Consider the following 14,889-nt stretch of genomic DNA (forward strand, 5'->3'; position numbering starts at 1 on the left):
CTCAGCCGATCAGCGCCTTGACCAGCCCTGCGGTCGAGGCATCCTGCCCATCGGTGCCGGTCTTGCCCTGCACCACCGGCAGAAGGCCGGTCGCCAGTTCCTTGCCCAGCTCCACACCCCACTGGTCGAAGGAGTTGATGCGGAACAGCACGCCTTCCACGAAGACGCGGTGCTCATAAAGGGCGATCAGGCGTCCCAGCGCGAACGGCGTCAGCTGGTCGTAGACGAAGGTCAGCGACGGACGGTTGCCGGTAAAGACGCGGTGCGGCGCGATATGGTCGGCCTTGGCCTCGTCCATGCCCGATTTCAGAAGCTGCGCCTTGGCTTCCTCCAGCGTGCGGCCCTTCATCAGAGCTGCCGATTGGGCGAGGCAATTGGCGATCAGCAGTTCGTGCTGGTGGCGCAGATGCGGTTCGAAGCCCTTGGCCGCCACCATGAATTCCGCCGGGATGACGCTCGTGCCCTGGTGGATCAGCTGGTAGAAGGCGTGCTGGCCGTTGGTGCCGGGCTCGCCCCAGACCACCGGGCCGGACTGCCCCTCGACCGGCGTGCCGTCGATGGTGACCCCCTTGCCGTTCGATTCCATGTCGAGCTGCTGCAGATAGGCCGGGAAGCGCGACAGGCGCTGGTCATAGGGCAGGATGGCGCGCGAGGGATAGTTCAGCACGTTGCGGTGATAATAGCCGAGAAGGCCGAGCAGCGCCGGCAGGTTCTGGCGCACCGGCGCCTCGCGGAAATGCGTGTCCATGGCATGGGCGCCGGCGAGGAAACCCTCGAAGTTCTTCGGGCCTATCGCCAGCATCAGCGGCAGGCCGATGGCCGACCAGATTGAATAGCGGCCGCCGACCCAGTCCCAGAAACCGAAAATCCGGTCGCTGTCGATGCCGAAGGCGGCGACCTTGTCGAGCGCGGTGGACACGGCGGCGAAGTGATGCTTCACGGCGCTTTCGCCGAGCGCATCGGCGATGAAGGCGCGGGCGGAGGCCGCATTCGTCATCGTTTCGATGGTGGTGAACGTCTTGGAGGCGACGATGAACAGCGTGGTTTCCGCATCGAGCAGCTTCAGCGTATCGGCAATATGGGCGCCGTCGACATTGGAGACGAAATGCGCGCGCGGGCCGTCATGGAAGGGCGCAAGTGCCAGCGTTGCCATGACCGGGCCGAGATCCGAACCGCCGATACCGATGTTGACGACATCCGTGATCGCCTTGCCGGTCGCCCCCTTCAGCGCGCCGGAGCGGATACCGTCCGCAAATGCGCCCATCGCGGCAAGCACCGCGTTCACATCCGGCATCACGTCCTTGCCGTCGACCAGCACCGGCGTGTTGGAGCGGTTGCGCAGCGCGGTGTGCAGCACGGCGCGGTTTTCGGTGAAGTTGATCGCCTTGCCGGAGAACATCTCCTCGCGCTTTGCCGCCACGCCGCCCTCGATGAAAAGGCTTTCGAGCAGGGCCATGATCTCCGCGTTCACGGCGCATTTCGAATAGTCCATCAGCAGGTCGTCAAACCGGGCGCTGAATGTGTCGAAGCGGGCGCTGTCGGCGGCAAAGGCGGCGCGGATATCCGTCGCATGGGTGGCGGCGGCGGTGGATTTCAGCTGTTCGACGATCGCCTGCATGGCACTCCTCAAGGGTCATCAGTGGGTGAGAGGAACCTATTCGCTTTCCATGTCAAATCAAGCACGGCAAGGGCAAAGACGGTTCTCTTTACTGTCCGACGGCCGTTTGCAGCGTGCCGCCCAGGCTCTGGCCAAAGCGATCCACCTGTTCGGTATAGGTGCGGCGCGTGCGCGGATCGAAAACGGCAATCGGAGCGCTGACGGCAACGCTTGCCGCACTGCCCACCGTCTGCGCCGTGCCGACCGCCAGCGCGCCGATGCTTTCGCCGAGCCCCACCGGCGAATCCGTCACCGTCTGGCCGGCGATCAGCCGGTTGCCGATGAGGCGCACCACCTCCGGGCTTTCGGCGAACTTGCCGTGGTTCAGCGCATCGCCGCCCTGTAGTGCCGTCAGATCCAGCACGGTGATGCCGGCTTTCTCGAAGGCGGAACGGTAGGGTTCCACACGCGGATCCACCTGGCCGAGGCGATCGACATTGCCGGAAATACGGCGCGAGAGATTGAGCGCCCGGTCATCCTGCGAGACGAACAGCGTGAAGGCCGGACGCGGATGGCCGATTTCCGCCATCTGCTGACCGAACACGTCGACGTCGAGATCGGGGGAGGCGAGGATCACGTTGCGGATCTTGGGGGTGACGCGGCCATCGCGGATTGCCATCTGCCGCAGCGCCTCTACCGTCAGCCACGACCCCATGGAATGGGCCATCACGGTGATGTCCCGCACGCGCGCCTCCTTGGAGAGGTCGCGCAGCAGGTCTTCCAGCGCGTGGCGGGAATAGTTGGTGCTTTCCTTGTCATAATTGTAGGCAAAGACGCTGCCCCGCGAAGGCCAGGTGAACAGCACCGGCGCCACATCCGCGCCGCTGTCATGCACGATCTGCGCAAAGCGATAGACAGCATCCTCATACTGGTTGTTGAAGCCGTGCACGAAGACCAGAACGCGGCCGCTCGGCGGCAGCTGCCGCCTTAGCCAGGCGCGCGCCTCGCCGCGATTGTAGGGCTCCACCTTGGTGGTGGCGAAATCCTTCATCGGATCAGGCGGCAGACGACGCGGCCATTGCACCTGGCCGATCTTGCGGCTCTTGTCCGGCGGAATGGAGACGGTGATTGCCGTCACCTCCGGCTTCTGTCCCCGCTCGCCGGAATAGAGCATGCCGGGCACATCCGATTCCTTGCGGGTGGTGGCGACCAGCACATTGACCTTGGAGGTGGCCGGGTTTTCGACCGCAATCGGCACCAGCACGCCTTCCGCACGGCTGGCGCAGCCGGACAGAAGCGTGAGTAGGCCAAGCAGGGCGATCGCGGACAGGGAGGTGGGCTTGGACAAGGCGGACACCGGGGCTTGAGGACGGGGCGTCCGGCCGGGCCAGACAATCGCAGTTCTTTCTAGGGCGCGCGACCGGATCCGTCCATCCGGCCGCCATCACGTTTCGTGACGATAATACGGATTCGTCACTTCGTGCGCAGTTCGCGCCGGAGGATCTTGCCGACCGGTGATTTTGGCAGTTCGGTGCGAAACTCGATGTGCCTCGGCCGCTTGTAGTTGGTCAGGTTCTCGGCGCAATGGGCCTTGAGCGCCGTCTCCGTCAGCGCCGGATCCTTCTTCACCACGAAGAGCTTGACCGCCTCGCCTGAATTCTCGTCCGGCACGCCGATGGCCGCGCATTCCAGCACGCCGGGATGCATGGCGGCCACTTCCTCCACCTCGTTCGGATAGACGTTGAAGCCGGAGACCAGGATCATGTCCTTCTTGCGGTCGACGATCTTGATATAGCCGCGCGCATCCATGTAGCCCATGTCGCCGGAGCGGAAATAGCCGTCCGCGGTCATCGCCTTCGCCGTCTCGTCCGGGCGGTTCCAGTAGCCAGCCATCACCTGCGGGCCGCGGATGCAGATCTCGCCCACTTCGCCATGGGTAAGGATCGTGCCGTCCTCATCGCGAATCGTCACCTCGGTGGAGGAGACGGGCAGGCCGATGGTGCCAGTGAAGTCTGTAACGTCCACGCGATTTGCCGTTGCCACCGGTGAGGTTTCCGAAAGGCCGTAACCTTCGGTGATTGCGCAGCCGGTCATCTCGTACCAGCGCTCCGCCACCGGCCTCTGCACTGCCATGCCGCCGCCAAACACCAGGATCAGCGAGGAGTGATCGAGCTTGCGGAACTGCTCGTTGTTCATCAGCGCATTGAACAGCGTGTTCAGTCCTGGAAAGATGTGGATGCGATGCTTCTCGATCTCCTTCACCAGCGCCGGCAGATCGCGCGGATTGGCAATCAGCACGTTGTGGCTGCCGGTGGCAATGCCCATCAGCGAATTCACCGTCAGCGCGAAGATGTGATAAAGCGGCAGGGCGCAGAGAAAGTTCAGCACGTCCGGCCGCTTCTGGCGCAGAAAGGCGCTGTCCAGCCAGTAGCTCATCTGGTCCTTGTTGCAGAGCAGATTGCGGTGCGTCAGCATCGCGCCCTTGGAAATGCCCGTGGTGCCGCCGGTATATTGCAGGAAGGCAAGGTCATCGAGGCCCATGTCGACCGGTGTCAGCGTGCCTCGCGCGCCAGCCGAGAGAACCTGGCGGAAGGAGAGGGCGGACGGAATGGACCAGGCCGGCACCAGCTTCTTGATACGGCGGACCACCAGATTGACGATATGGCCCTTGAGGCCCAGCATGTCGCCCATGGTGGTGACGATGACATGGCGCACCGGCGTGCGTGCCACCACCTGCTGCACGGTGTGGGCGAAGTTTTCCATCACGAAGATCGCCCGCGCCCCGGAATCGTTCAGCTGATGCTCCAGCTCGCGCGGCGTGTAGAGCGGGTTGACGTTGACCACCACGAGGCCAGCCCGCAAGATGCCATAGACGGTGACGGGGTTCTGGAGGATGTTCGGCATCATCACCGCCACCCGGTCGCCCTTGGAAAGCCCCATGCCCTGCAGCCAGACGGCCACCTGGCGGCTGGCCTCCTCCAGATCCCGGAAGGTCATTTCCCTGCCCATGCTGGAAAAGGCAACGCGCTCGGCATAGCGCAGGCAGCTTTCCTCGAACAGATGGCCGAGCGAGCGATGCGCAAGGGGAGGCAGGTCGGCCGGCACCGTGGGGGGATAGGATGCAAGCCAGATACGATCGGCCGCCTGTTTCGTCGGTGCATGAGACATGTGAGTCATGGCGGCCTTTTCTCCTCCGTTTGGCGAGTCTCACGCCCGGCCTCCACTCCGGACATGCGACCCCTTCCTGACCATGCAGGCGATCCTACACCAGCTGACGGCAAAAGCTAAATAACTTTGACGTAAACGTCAATATTGTGGAAGTGTCCCGATCCGGCCCGCATCTTCTCCTGGGGCTGGAACATGTTGGCCGCGAAGCGCGTTCGGTCCTTATCCACAGCCAAACGAGAGGAGGCACATCATGTTGCATCAGGAACCGAAGGCCGGACAGGACCCTTACGTGAAGGATAGCTACGCGCTGATCGCCAGCGACAAGGTGGAAGGTACGCGCGTCTATGGCGCCGACGGCAAGCGCATCGGCAGCATCGAGCGCGTGATTCTGGAAAAGCGCGGCGGCAGGGTGGCTTATGCCGTGCTGAGCTTCGGCGGCTTCCTGGGGATCGGCGACGATTACTACCCGCTGCCCTGGGAAAAGCTGCGCTATGACGAGGAACTCGACGGCTACCGTATCGACCTGACCAAGGACCAGATCACCGCCGCCCCGCGTTTCGACAACCTCGACGACGACCGCTTCTATCGCAACAACGATCGCACGGTCTACGACTACTACGGCGTGCCGCCCTACTGGATGTAAGCCGCGCTGCAGTCCGCCTCGCGAACCCCGTCTCTGCCATCAGAGGCGGGGTTTTGCATGCGCGGGAGATAGATGTCTGATGCACGAAAATTTCGGGCAATCAATCGAGAGATGGTGAGAATGGTGCCGCTTACGTGACTCGAACACGTGACCCCATCATTACGAATGATGTGCTCTACCGACTGAGCTAAAGCGGCCTGCGCGCCTCTGTCCAGCACTGGACCGGCGGTGTGGGGCGGCTGATACAGGCAAAGCGGAGAGATTTCAAGTGTGGATTTTCGCTTCTTTTCCATCTTGCGGCATGATTTGCCATCAGCCCGCCTTGTATGGCCTTACAAGCAGGGCTTTGCGGTGGCGCTTGCGGATCGTCGGGCGAGCGTTTACCGAGGAGCGGTACGGGTTCGGATGGAAGCAAAGGGCAGGCAGTGAGCGGTTTGGAAACGGCAATCAGGAATGCGCTGGCGCGGAGCGACCGCGGCGACGCCGATCTCCGCGCTCGCATCTACCAGTCGGCCCGGCAGGCGCTGGAGGCGGGACTGCGCAAGCAGGAGGTCACTGATGACGCCGTGATCGACGCCGAACGCCGGCGGCTGGAGGCGAAGATCCGCGAGATCGAGGCGGAAGAACGTGCCCGCGTGCCGGATGACGCGCCGGATCTCCTGGCGATCATGCCTTCCGTTGGGCTGTCCGGACGCGATGACGGTGGTCAAGCCCGACACCCTGCCGCGCCAGAGACCGTGGAACCTGCCGCCCCGGCCCCGGATTCGGCCGTTTCTACGAATCATGTTCCAGGTGCCGGTGCCGCGTCCGCACCGAGCGTCTCGCCTCCGGCCCCTGACGTGACGGCCACACGCAGTGCCAGTGCGGCTTCTGCTCCTGCACCCAGCGTGTCTGCCGTGCGTCGCGATGCAGCGCCGGCCGCAGGCATGCCACCTGAAGCAAGTCTTGACATGGCTGTTTCCTCTCCCGCGGCGAGCGCGCCGCAGGCGGGCGAGGCAGTCCTTGGCGGTCTGGATGGCATGCGCGCCGAGCGCTCGGCCGAACGGCCGGCAACGCATCCCCTTGGCAAAGCTGGGCGTCCGCAGAAGGTGTCGCGCGGCCGCAAGGCAAAGGCCGCCTCCGGGGGGAGGGCGAAGGATGGTCTTGCGCCTGCCGTTCCAGGCGAAAGGCGTCGTCGCCGGCGCGGTGGTGTGCTCTCCAGCCTGTTTACCCTGTTCACCTTTCTCATTCTTGCGGGCATCGGCCTCTGGTGGGCGGCGAATACCGGCCTGTTGCAGGCGCTGATGCTGCGCGAAACCGGTCTTTCCGGCCAGGTCGCGCAGCGTTCTGAACAGGATGGCGCGGGCGCCCCGTCGCATTTCGATCCGCAGCGCGGCTTTTCGGCGGACTGGCTGGAAGTGTTCGGTCCTGACCGCAAGGCTGTGGCGACCGCCGGCTCTGCCGCGACCGTCGAAACCGTTGCCATGGCCGATGGGCCGGCGCTGAAGATTACCTCTGCCGTGCCGAATGCCAATGGCGAGGTGGCCGTCGAGGTGCCGGCCGCCATTCTGCGCGAACTGGCGGGCAAGACCTCCACCATGGCCTTGACCCTGCAATCTGTGGGCGATGTCTCCGTCCAGCTTGCTGTGCGCTGTGATTTCCCCGGCATTGGCGATTGCTCGCGACACCGCGTGCTGGCTACGCAGGAGCGCGCCGACACACTGTTCCGCGTCACCTTCCCGGGCGGCGTGGTGCCAAACCAGCCGGGGCGTATCTATCTCAACAGCGATATCCTGAACGGCGGCACCGGTGTGCTGGTCTATTCGCTGCGCGTGCTGCCGGGGCAGTGAGCCCGGCAGTCATGCGGTCCGCATGGCACACCTGCCATAACCTTCGGTCTGCACAGGCTGCATCACACGCAACAGTGGCCCGCAACGGGTAGCGACCTACCGAAAAGCCTTCGGACCGAAGTCGAGGATGCGCTTGTCGATCTGGCCGATGGCCTTGCTGTCCTTGCCCGAATAGTCGAGGCTGTCCAGCAGGTGGCGGATGATGGAGAGCCGCGCCCTGCGCTTGTCATTGGCGCGCACCACCGTCCACGGCGCGTGGTCGGTATGGGTTTCCTCCAGCATCTGGTCGCGTTTCTCGCCATACTCTTTCCAGCGGTCGAGCGAAGCGATGTCCATCGGCGAGAGCTTCCAGATCTTCAGCGGGTCATGCCGGCGGTCATGAAAGCGCTTCAGCTGCATTTCGCGGCCGATATCGAGCCAGAACTTGAAGAAGTGGATACCATCGTCGACGATGAGCTTTTCGAAGACCGGTGCTGCCTTGAGGAAATGGCGGTGCTGTTTGGGCGTGCAGAAGCCCATCACCGGCTCCACAACGGCGCGGTTGTACCATGAGCGGTCGAACAGCACGATCTCTCCGGCGGTCGGGAAATGTTCGACATAGCGCTGGAAATACCACTGGCCGGCTTCCGTCGGCGTCGGCTTCGGAAGCGCGACGACCCGCGCCTCGCGCGGGTTGAGATAGGCGCGCACCGCAAAGATCGAGCCACCCTTGCCGGCGGCATCGCGTCCCTCGAACAGTGCCATCACGCGCTCGCCGCTTTCCTGCAGCCAGGACTGGACCTTGACGAGCTCGATCTGCAGCAGCCGAAGCTCGGCTTCGTAGCGGTCGTCGTCCAGCTTCTTGTCGTAGGGATAGCCGCCGGAGGACAGAGCCTTCTCGCTGATCCATTTGGGCAATGTGGGGTCATCAATGTCAAAGACATGCCGTTCGCCACCGATGTCGAGCGTCACGGCCCGGCTGCTCGTCATTTCATTCATGCTGCAGTCCCGTTCATCCTGTTCATGCCCTTGCCCTCCTGCCGATCCGGCGTCGGTGCATTGAGGCAGAAGGTGCGTTGTCTATCAAGGCTCTGCCCCCGCTCTTTGTTCCGGCACCCGCATTAAACGGTGCATTGCAATGTTGCGGACAAGCCGAATTTCAAGGTTGCATTGCCGCATCGATGTATATCTGTCATGCGAGGCAGATATCACCACCGGTCAAGTTGGTGCGCGCACCGAATTCCGGCGCGTGCGTGCCGGTGTCGGCCGGGGTCGGAGAGGCGAGTATGGCGTTGCGGAATGTGAAGGCGGGGCGCGGCGAGACATTGCGGCGGGGCTGGCTGGTGGTGGCATCCGCCACCCTGCTGGCGGCCCTGGCGCTTGCGGCGGAGATCAACCCGCTGTTCGTCGCAGCCGGTTGGACGTTGATCCTGCTCTCGCTGCTTTTGTCGCCGTCCCTGCCGATCACCGAGGAGGACGAGCCGGAAGATATCCCGGAGCCGCCGCTCCCGCGCGACCCCATGATCGATCTCTGCGTCGCCTATTCCGCACTCGACATGCCCGTGATGGTGCTTGGCGCCGACGCCAACGTGCTGTTCCAGAACGATGCGGCCCAGGACGCCTTTGGCGAAATCGCTGCCGGCTCTCATCTTTCGGTGCGGCTGCGCGCGCCCGGTATTCTGGACATGGTGCGTGAAACCATTGCCACCGGTCAGCCGAACCAGATCGAGTATTCCGAACGCCACCCCTCCGAACGCGTCTTCCTGCTGCGGATCGCGCCGATCGGTGTGCCGCCGGCGGCAGAGGGCACTGATCCGGCCGCCGCCGTCTTCTGTTATGCGCTGTCCTTCCGCGATATATCCGAATTGCGCCGGATCGACCGCATGCGCTCCGATTTCGTGGCCAATGCCAGTCACGAACTGCGCACGCCGCTTGCGTCGCTTCGCGGCTTCATCGAGACCCTGCAGGGGCCTGCCAAGGGGGATCCTGGTGCGCATGAGCGCTTTCTCGGCATAATGCTCGATCAGGCCAACCGCATGAGCCGGCTGGTGGACGATCTCCTGTCTCTGTCGCGGCTGGAGTTGAAGGCGCATATCGCCCCCAGCCAGCGGGTCGATCTCGTGCCTCTGGCGGGTCATGTGCGCGACAGCCTCCTGCCGCTGGCCCAGGATCTCGGCGTGGAAATCCGCCTGCATCTGCCCGCGGCCAAGGTCGAGGTGATGGGGGACCGGGATGAACTGGTGCAGGTAATCGAGAATCTCGTGGAGAATGCCTGCAAATATGGCCAGGAGGGAAAGTTCGTTGATGTCTACCTGCGCAACGCGCCTTCGCAGCCGGTGGAATTGAGTGTCGTCGACAATGGTCCCGGCATTCCGGCCGAGCATGTGCCGCGTCTGACGGAGCGTTTCTACCGCGTCAGCGTGGCCGACAGCCGCTCCAAGAAGGGGACCGGGCTTGGCCTTGCCATCGTCAAGCATATCCTCACCCGTCATCGTGCACGGCTGATCATTACCTCCGAGCTGGGCAAGGGCACGGATTTCACCGTCCGTTTTTAACATACAGAAACGTCTGGCTCTCGGGGGTCTTGAAATTGTTGTTATAGATCAAAAGCTTGATCTGTCACAAATGTTTCACGGAACTGACATAAAAGGGTGGCGCTGCGGCAGCTATGAGATGGTTGCCTACTCACTGGCGAGAGCGAGCGCCGGTTGAGACGAACTCACACAAGCCCATCACGGGAGATCACCAATGAACATCCTGAAACTTTCCGCGGCTGCCCTCGTGGCCTCTGTCGCGTTTTCCGGCGCTGCTGCTGCGCGCGACCAGATCCAGATTGCCGGTTCCTCGACCGTTCTGCCCTATGCCTCGATCGTTGCCGAAGCCTTCGGTGAAAACACCAAGTTTGCGACCCCCGTCGTTGAAGGCGGTGGTTCGGGCGCCGGCCGCAAGAAGCTGTGCGAAGGCGCAGGTGAAAACACCATCGACATCGCCAATTCCTCTTCGCGCATTTCCAAGTCCGATATCGAGACCTGCGCCAAGAACGGCGTGACCGAGATCCAGGAAGTCCGCATCGGTTACGATGGCATCGTATTCGCCTCCGACATCAAGGGCCCGAAGTTCGCCTTCACCCAGGCTGACTGGCACAAGGCTCTGGCCGCCAAGATCGTCAAGGATGGCAAGCTGATCGACAACCCGAACAAGACCTGGAAGGACGTTCGCGCCGACCTGCCGGCGCAGCCGATCCTGGCCTTCATTCCGGGCACCAAGCATGGCACCCGCGAAGTGTTCGACGAGAAGGTCATCGTTGACGGCTGCAAGGAAGACGGCACTTACGACGTTGCGCTTGCTGCCAACAACAACGACAAGGCTGCCGCCACCAAGGTTTGCGCCGCCATCCGCACCGACGGCGTTGCCGTTGACATCGACGGCGACTATCCGGAAACGCTGGCCCGCGTTGACGCCAACAAGAACGGCATCGGCATTTTCGGTCTGTCCTTCTACCAGAACAACACCGACAAGCTGCAGGTCGCCACGATGGCCGGCATCGTGCCCTCGGTTGAAACCATCGCTTCCGGCAAGTACCCGGTCTCGCGTCCGCTGTACTTCTACGTGAAGAATGCGCACCTGGACGTTATTCCGGGCCTGCAGCAGTACGTCGAGTTCTTCGTGTCGGACGAAATGGCCGGCCCGAACGGCCCGCTCGCTGCCTATGGTCTGGTTTCCGATCCGGAGCTGAAGAAGACCCAGGAAGCCGTCAAGGCCCGCAAGCCGATGGGCCCGCTGAACTGATCTGAAACAAACGCCCGGCGGCGCGACGATCGCGCCGCCGGATTTCCCTTTGTTTGAAGGATGCGGCCAAGATGAACGTTGGCATCATTATTCTTGTTGTGTTGGCGTTTGCGGCCGCCGGCTATATTGCCGGCAAGAGACAGGCCCTTTCGCTGTCGGCGCAGAGCGGCATCAAGCTGCATTCCCTGTCCGGCTATTATGGCCAGACGGTCGCGCTTTTCGCTGCCGTGCCTGCCCTGCTTCTCCTGATCGTCTGGCTGCTGGTTCAGCCGATCGTCGTTGAAAGCCGCGTCGGCGGCATGATCCCTGACAGTGCCATTGCCCAGGGCAGCGCCCGCAGCCTGGTCATGTCGGATGTGCGCCGTATTGCTGGCGGTCTCGATGCCGTTCTGGCACGCGGCGGTCTTGGCGAAGACGAACTGAACACCATTTCTGCCAATACGCAGACCGTGCGTGCGCGGCTGGCCGAGGTCGGCGTCGCGCTGGCGGGCGAGGTGCAGCCCGTCGTGTTCGAGGCGGCACGAGCCTATCGCCAGACCACCAAGGGTGGCGCTCTCGCGATGACCATTGCGGTGCTCGGCGTCTCGCTGGCGCTGGCCTTCCTGGCCTATCGTCGCATCGAACCGCAGATGCGGGCGCGCAACATCAGCGAAGGCTTCGTCAAATCGCTGCTGATTGCCTCGTCGCTCATCGCGATCCTGACGACCATCGGCATCGTCTTCTCCCTGGTGTTCGAGACGATCACCTTCTTCAAGATCTATCCGGCCTCGCAGTTCTTCTTCTCGACCGTCTGGAACCCGCAGTTCCGCGGCGGTTCCGAGCTTGGCATCCTGCCGCTGCTGTGGGGCACGATGTATGTCTCCTTCATCGCGCTTCTGGTGGCGGTGCCGATCGGCCTGATGATCGCCATCTACCTCTCGGAATATGCCGGTCGCTCGATGCGCAGCTTTGCCAAGCCCGCCATCGAAATGCTGGCGGGGATCCCGACCATCGTCTACGGCCTGTTCGCGCTGGTCACCATCGGCCCCTTCCTGCGCGATTACTTTGCCCAGCCGCTCGGTCTCGGTTCGTCCTCCTCCTCCGTTCTCACGGCGGGTCTGGTCATGGGCGTGATGATCATCCCCTTCGTCAGCTCCCTGTCGGACGACATCATCAATGCCGTCCCGCAGGCCCTGCGTGACGGTTCCTACGGTCTCGGCGCCACCCGCTCGGAAACCATCAAGAAGGTGGTCATGCCGGCCGCTCTTCCGGGCATCGTCGGTGCGGTGCTGCTCGCCGCCAGCCGCGCCATCGGCGAAACCATGATCGTGGTCCTCGGTGCCGGCGCCTCCGCCAAGCTGTCGCTCAATCCCTTCGAAGCCATGACCACGGTCACGGTCAAGATCGTCAGCCAGCTGACCGGCGACTCCGAATTTTCGAGCCCGGAAACGCTCGTCGCCTTCGCGCTCGGTCTGACCCTCTTCACCTTCACGCTGGCGCTGAATGTTCTCGCCCTCTACATCGTGCGCAAATACCGGGAGCAGTACGAATGACCGATCTCACCGTTACCGGCGCCAGCGCTCTTGCGCCAAGGGGCAAGTCCCTTCTCGAACTCGATGAGCGCACCCGTCGCCGTAATGCTGCCGAAACCCGTTTCCGGATGATGGGCCTGGTGGCTGTTCTCGTCGGCGTCTTCGTTCTCGTCTTCCTGCTGGGCTCCATTCTGTCGAACGGCCTGTCATCCTTCCGCCAGACCTATATCTCGCTCGACATCTTCCTGGACCCGGCCAAGCTCGACAAGGGCGGCAAGCGCGATCCGGCTGAAATCGCCAAGGTCACCACCTTCGGCTATGCGCCGCTGATCGAAAAGGCGATGGCGGATGCCATGGCCGCCAAGGGCGTGACGGGTGATGGCGTCAGCGCCAAGGCCGCCGGCGAGCTGATTTCCAAGGAAGCGGCTGCCGATCTGCGCCGTTATGTGCTTGCCCATCCGCAGGCCATCGGCACGACGGTCAATTTCGATCTGCTCGCCTCCGGTCGCATCGACGGCTACTACAAGGGTCGCGTGACCATGGAGAGCGCAAAGCTGGATCGCAACATCTCGCCGGCGCAGCTGCAGCTCGCCGACAAGCTGAAGTCGGCCGGCATTCTGGTCACGCATTTCAACTGGGGCTTCTTCACCGCCCCGGATGCCTCGGACACACGTCCGGAAGCTGCCGGTCTCGGCGTCGCCATCCTCGGCTCCGTCTACATGATGGTCATCGTGCTGGTGCTGTCGCTGCCGCTCGGCGTTGCCGCCTCGATCTATCTCGAGGAATTCGCACCGCAGAACCGCTTTACCGATCTGATCGAGGTGAACATCGCCAATCTGGCCGCCGTTCCCTCCGTCGTCTTCGGTATCCTCGGCCTTGCCGCCTTCATCAACTTTGCCGGCCTGCCGCAATCGGCGCCGGTGGTTGGCGGTCTCGTGCTGACCCTGATGACGCTTCCGACCATCATCATCGCCACCCGTGCGGCGCTGAAATCGGTGCCGCCGTCGATCCGCGATGCGGCACTCGGCGTCGGCGCCTCCAAGATGCAGGCGATCTTCCATCACGTGCTGCCGCTTGCGATGCCCGGCATCCTGACCGGCACCATCATCGGCCTGGCGCGTGCGCTCGGCGAAACGGCCCCATTGCTCCTGATCGGCATGGTCGCTTTCGTCCGTGATTATCCGGCCGGTCCGCCGGAAGGCTTTTTCGATCCGGCCTCCGCGCTTCCGGTCCAGGTCTACAACTGGACGCAGCGCGGCGATCCGGCCTTCATCGAACGGGCATCCGGCGCCATCATCGTCCTGCTGGTCTTCCTGATCCTGATGAACTTGTCCGCAATCATCTTGCGCCGCCGCTACGAGCGCCGTTGGTAGGAGGTCTGACCATGAATAGCATCTCTTCCATGAACACGACGACGACGACCACGAAGGCCTCCCCCATGACCGAAACGAAAATCTCCGCCCGCAATGTGCAGGTCTATTACGGCGAGAAGCATGCGCTTCGCGATGTCAGCATCGAGATCCGTCCGCGTTCCGTCACCGCCTTCATCGGGCCGTCGGGTTGCGGCAAGTCAACCTTCCTGCGCTGCCTCAACCGCATGAACGACACGATCGACAGCTGCCGGGTCGAAGGCCATATCCTGATCGACGGTGAAAACATCTACGATGCCAAGGTCGATCCGGTGCAGCTGCGCGCCAAGGTCGGCATGGTGTTCCAGAAGCCGAACCCGTTCCCGAAGTCGATCTACGAGAACGTGGCCTATGGCCCGCGCATCCACGGCCTTGCCCGCAAGAAGTCGGAACTGGACGACATCGTCGCCGCTTCGCTGCAGAAGGCCGGTCTCTGGAACGAGGTCAAGGATCGCCTGCATGAATCCGGCACGGGCCTTTCGGGTGGCCAGCAGCAGCGCCTGTGCATTGCACGCGCCGTCGCCGTCTCGCCGGAAATCATCCTGATGGACGAGCCCTGCTCGGCGCTCGACCCGATCGCGACCGCCAAGGTCGAGGAACTCATCCACGAACTGCGGACCAATTTCACGATCGTCATCGTGACGCACTCCATGCAGCAGGCCGCCCGCGTCTCGCAGCGCACGGCGATGTTCCACCTCGGCCTGCTCGTCGAGGAGAACGACACTGACAAGATGTTCACCAACCCCGACGACCAGCGTACGCAGGATTACATCATGGGCCGCTTCGGCTGAGCCTTCCGGTTTTGCCGATTTTCGCCTGTTGTTTGGGGCCCAAGCCTTTTTTCGGAAGGAAATGAGATGTCTTCCACGCATATTCTGTCAGCCTTTGACGAAGACCTGAAATACCTGAACCGCCGGATTTCCGAGATGGGCGGTCTGGCCGAGGAGATGTGCGGCGCAGCCGT

Annotated in this window: 12 protein-coding genes, 1 tRNA gene and 2 pseudogenes; 9 read left to right on the plus strand and 6 right to left on the minus strand. The window is 63.0% G+C overall.

The features are described from left to right. Position 1: 1 nt before the first annotated feature. The 3 genes from pgi to F3H95_RS22720 form a co-directional block, all read right to left on the minus strand. On the minus strand, positions 2 to 1,618 hold the full coding sequence (gene pgi, locus F3H95_RS22710; RefSeq protein WP_149747663.1) for a glucose-6-phosphate isomerase: 1,617 nt from the start codon (positions 1,616 to 1,618) through the stop codon (positions 2 to 4). Between the two features lie 88 nt (positions 1,619 to 1,706). Continuing rightward, positions 1,707 to 2,945, minus strand: a complete 1,239-nt coding sequence (locus F3H95_RS22715) for an alpha/beta hydrolase (protein WP_149747664.1) — start codon at positions 2,943 to 2,945, stop codon at positions 1,707 to 1,709. A 125-nt stretch (positions 2,946 to 3,070) separates the two neighbouring features. Next, complete coding sequence (locus F3H95_RS22720; protein ID WP_149747665.1) at positions 3,071 to 4,774, minus strand: long-chain fatty acid--CoA ligase; 1,704 nt, start codon at positions 4,772 to 4,774, stop codon at positions 3,071 to 3,073. A gap of 241 nt (positions 4,775 to 5,015) precedes the next feature. Between F3H95_RS22720 and F3H95_RS22725 the strand changes: the two genes are divergently transcribed. Next, complete coding sequence (locus F3H95_RS22725; RefSeq protein ID WP_142880745.1) at positions 5,016 to 5,408, plus strand: PRC-barrel domain-containing protein; 393 nt, start codon at positions 5,016 to 5,018, stop codon at positions 5,406 to 5,408. A gap of 121 nt (positions 5,409 to 5,529) precedes the next feature. Here the strand turns inward: F3H95_RS22725 and F3H95_RS22730 are convergent. Next, a tRNA-Thr gene (locus F3H95_RS22730) sits at positions 5,530 to 5,605 on the minus strand. Between the two features lie 228 nt (positions 5,606 to 5,833). Here F3H95_RS22730 and F3H95_RS27720 point away from each other — a divergent pair. Next, positions 5,834 to 6,043: pseudogene (locus F3H95_RS27720) on the plus strand (hypothetical protein); the annotation flags it as partial. A gap of 146 nt (positions 6,044 to 6,189) precedes the next feature. Here F3H95_RS27720 and F3H95_RS27255 read toward each other — a convergent pair. Beyond that, positions 6,190 to 6,360: a hypothetical protein gene (locus tag F3H95_RS27255; RefSeq protein ID WP_185969698.1), complete on the minus strand. Its 171-nt coding sequence runs from the start codon at positions 6,358 to 6,360 to the stop codon at positions 6,190 to 6,192. On the opposite strand from F3H95_RS27255, the gene F3H95_RS27260 reads away from it, so the two are divergent. After that, complete coding sequence (locus F3H95_RS27260; RefSeq protein WP_188134457.1) at positions 6,359 to 7,237, plus strand: hypothetical protein; 879 nt, start codon at positions 6,359 to 6,361, stop codon at positions 7,235 to 7,237. The two genes, F3H95_RS27255 and F3H95_RS27260, sit on opposite strands and share 2 nt — an antisense overlap. Before the next feature lie 96 nt (positions 7,238 to 7,333). On the opposite strand, the gene ppk2 is transcribed toward F3H95_RS27260, so the two are convergent. Continuing rightward, a complete protein-coding gene (gene ppk2 / locus F3H95_RS22740; RefSeq protein ID WP_149747666.1) occupies positions 7,334 to 8,215 on the minus strand; it encodes a polyphosphate kinase 2 in 882 nt (293 codons plus the stop codon). A 287-nt stretch (positions 8,216 to 8,502) separates the two neighbouring features. Between ppk2 and phoR the strand changes: the two genes are divergently transcribed. From phoR to F3H95_RS22770, 6 genes and pseudogenes are all read left to right on the plus strand, one after another. Then, positions 8,503 to 9,771 (plus strand): phosphate regulon sensor histidine kinase PhoR, encoded by a 1,269-nt coding sequence (gene phoR, locus F3H95_RS22745; RefSeq protein WP_149747667.1) that lies wholly within the window; start codon positions 8,503 to 8,505, stop codon positions 9,769 to 9,771. A gap of 193 nt (positions 9,772 to 9,964) precedes the next feature. Next, entirely contained in the window at positions 9,965 to 11,005 is a 1,041-nt protein-coding gene (locus tag F3H95_RS22750; protein ID WP_142880742.1) for a substrate-binding domain-containing protein, read from the plus strand. A gap of 71 nt (positions 11,006 to 11,076) precedes the next feature. Continuing rightward, positions 11,077 to 12,537, plus strand: coding sequence for a phosphate ABC transporter permease subunit PstC (gene pstC / locus F3H95_RS22755; protein WP_149747668.1), 1,461 nt, complete (start codon positions 11,077 to 11,079; stop codon positions 12,535 to 12,537). Next, complete coding sequence (gene pstA / locus F3H95_RS22760) at positions 12,534 to 13,889, plus strand: phosphate ABC transporter permease PstA (protein ID WP_142880740.1); 1,356 nt, start codon at positions 12,534 to 12,536, stop codon at positions 13,887 to 13,889. Before pstC ends, pstA begins: the two co-directional genes overlap by 4 nt. Positions 13,890 to 13,954: 65 nt before the next feature. Then, on the plus strand, positions 13,955 to 14,716 hold the full coding sequence (gene pstB, locus F3H95_RS22765; RefSeq protein WP_244618107.1) for a phosphate ABC transporter ATP-binding protein PstB: 762 nt from the start codon (positions 13,955 to 13,957) through the stop codon (positions 14,714 to 14,716). A 66-nt stretch (positions 14,717 to 14,782) separates the two neighbouring features. Beyond that, positions 14,783 to 14,889 (plus strand): annotated as a pseudogene (locus F3H95_RS22770) (phosphate transport system regulatory protein PhoU); the annotation flags it as partial.

The sequence above is a fragment of the Rhizobium sp. RU35A genome, from assembly GCF_900156005.1.
GTDB classification, from domain to species: Bacteria; Pseudomonadota; Alphaproteobacteria; order Rhizobiales; family Rhizobiaceae; genus Neorhizobium; species Neorhizobium straminoryzae.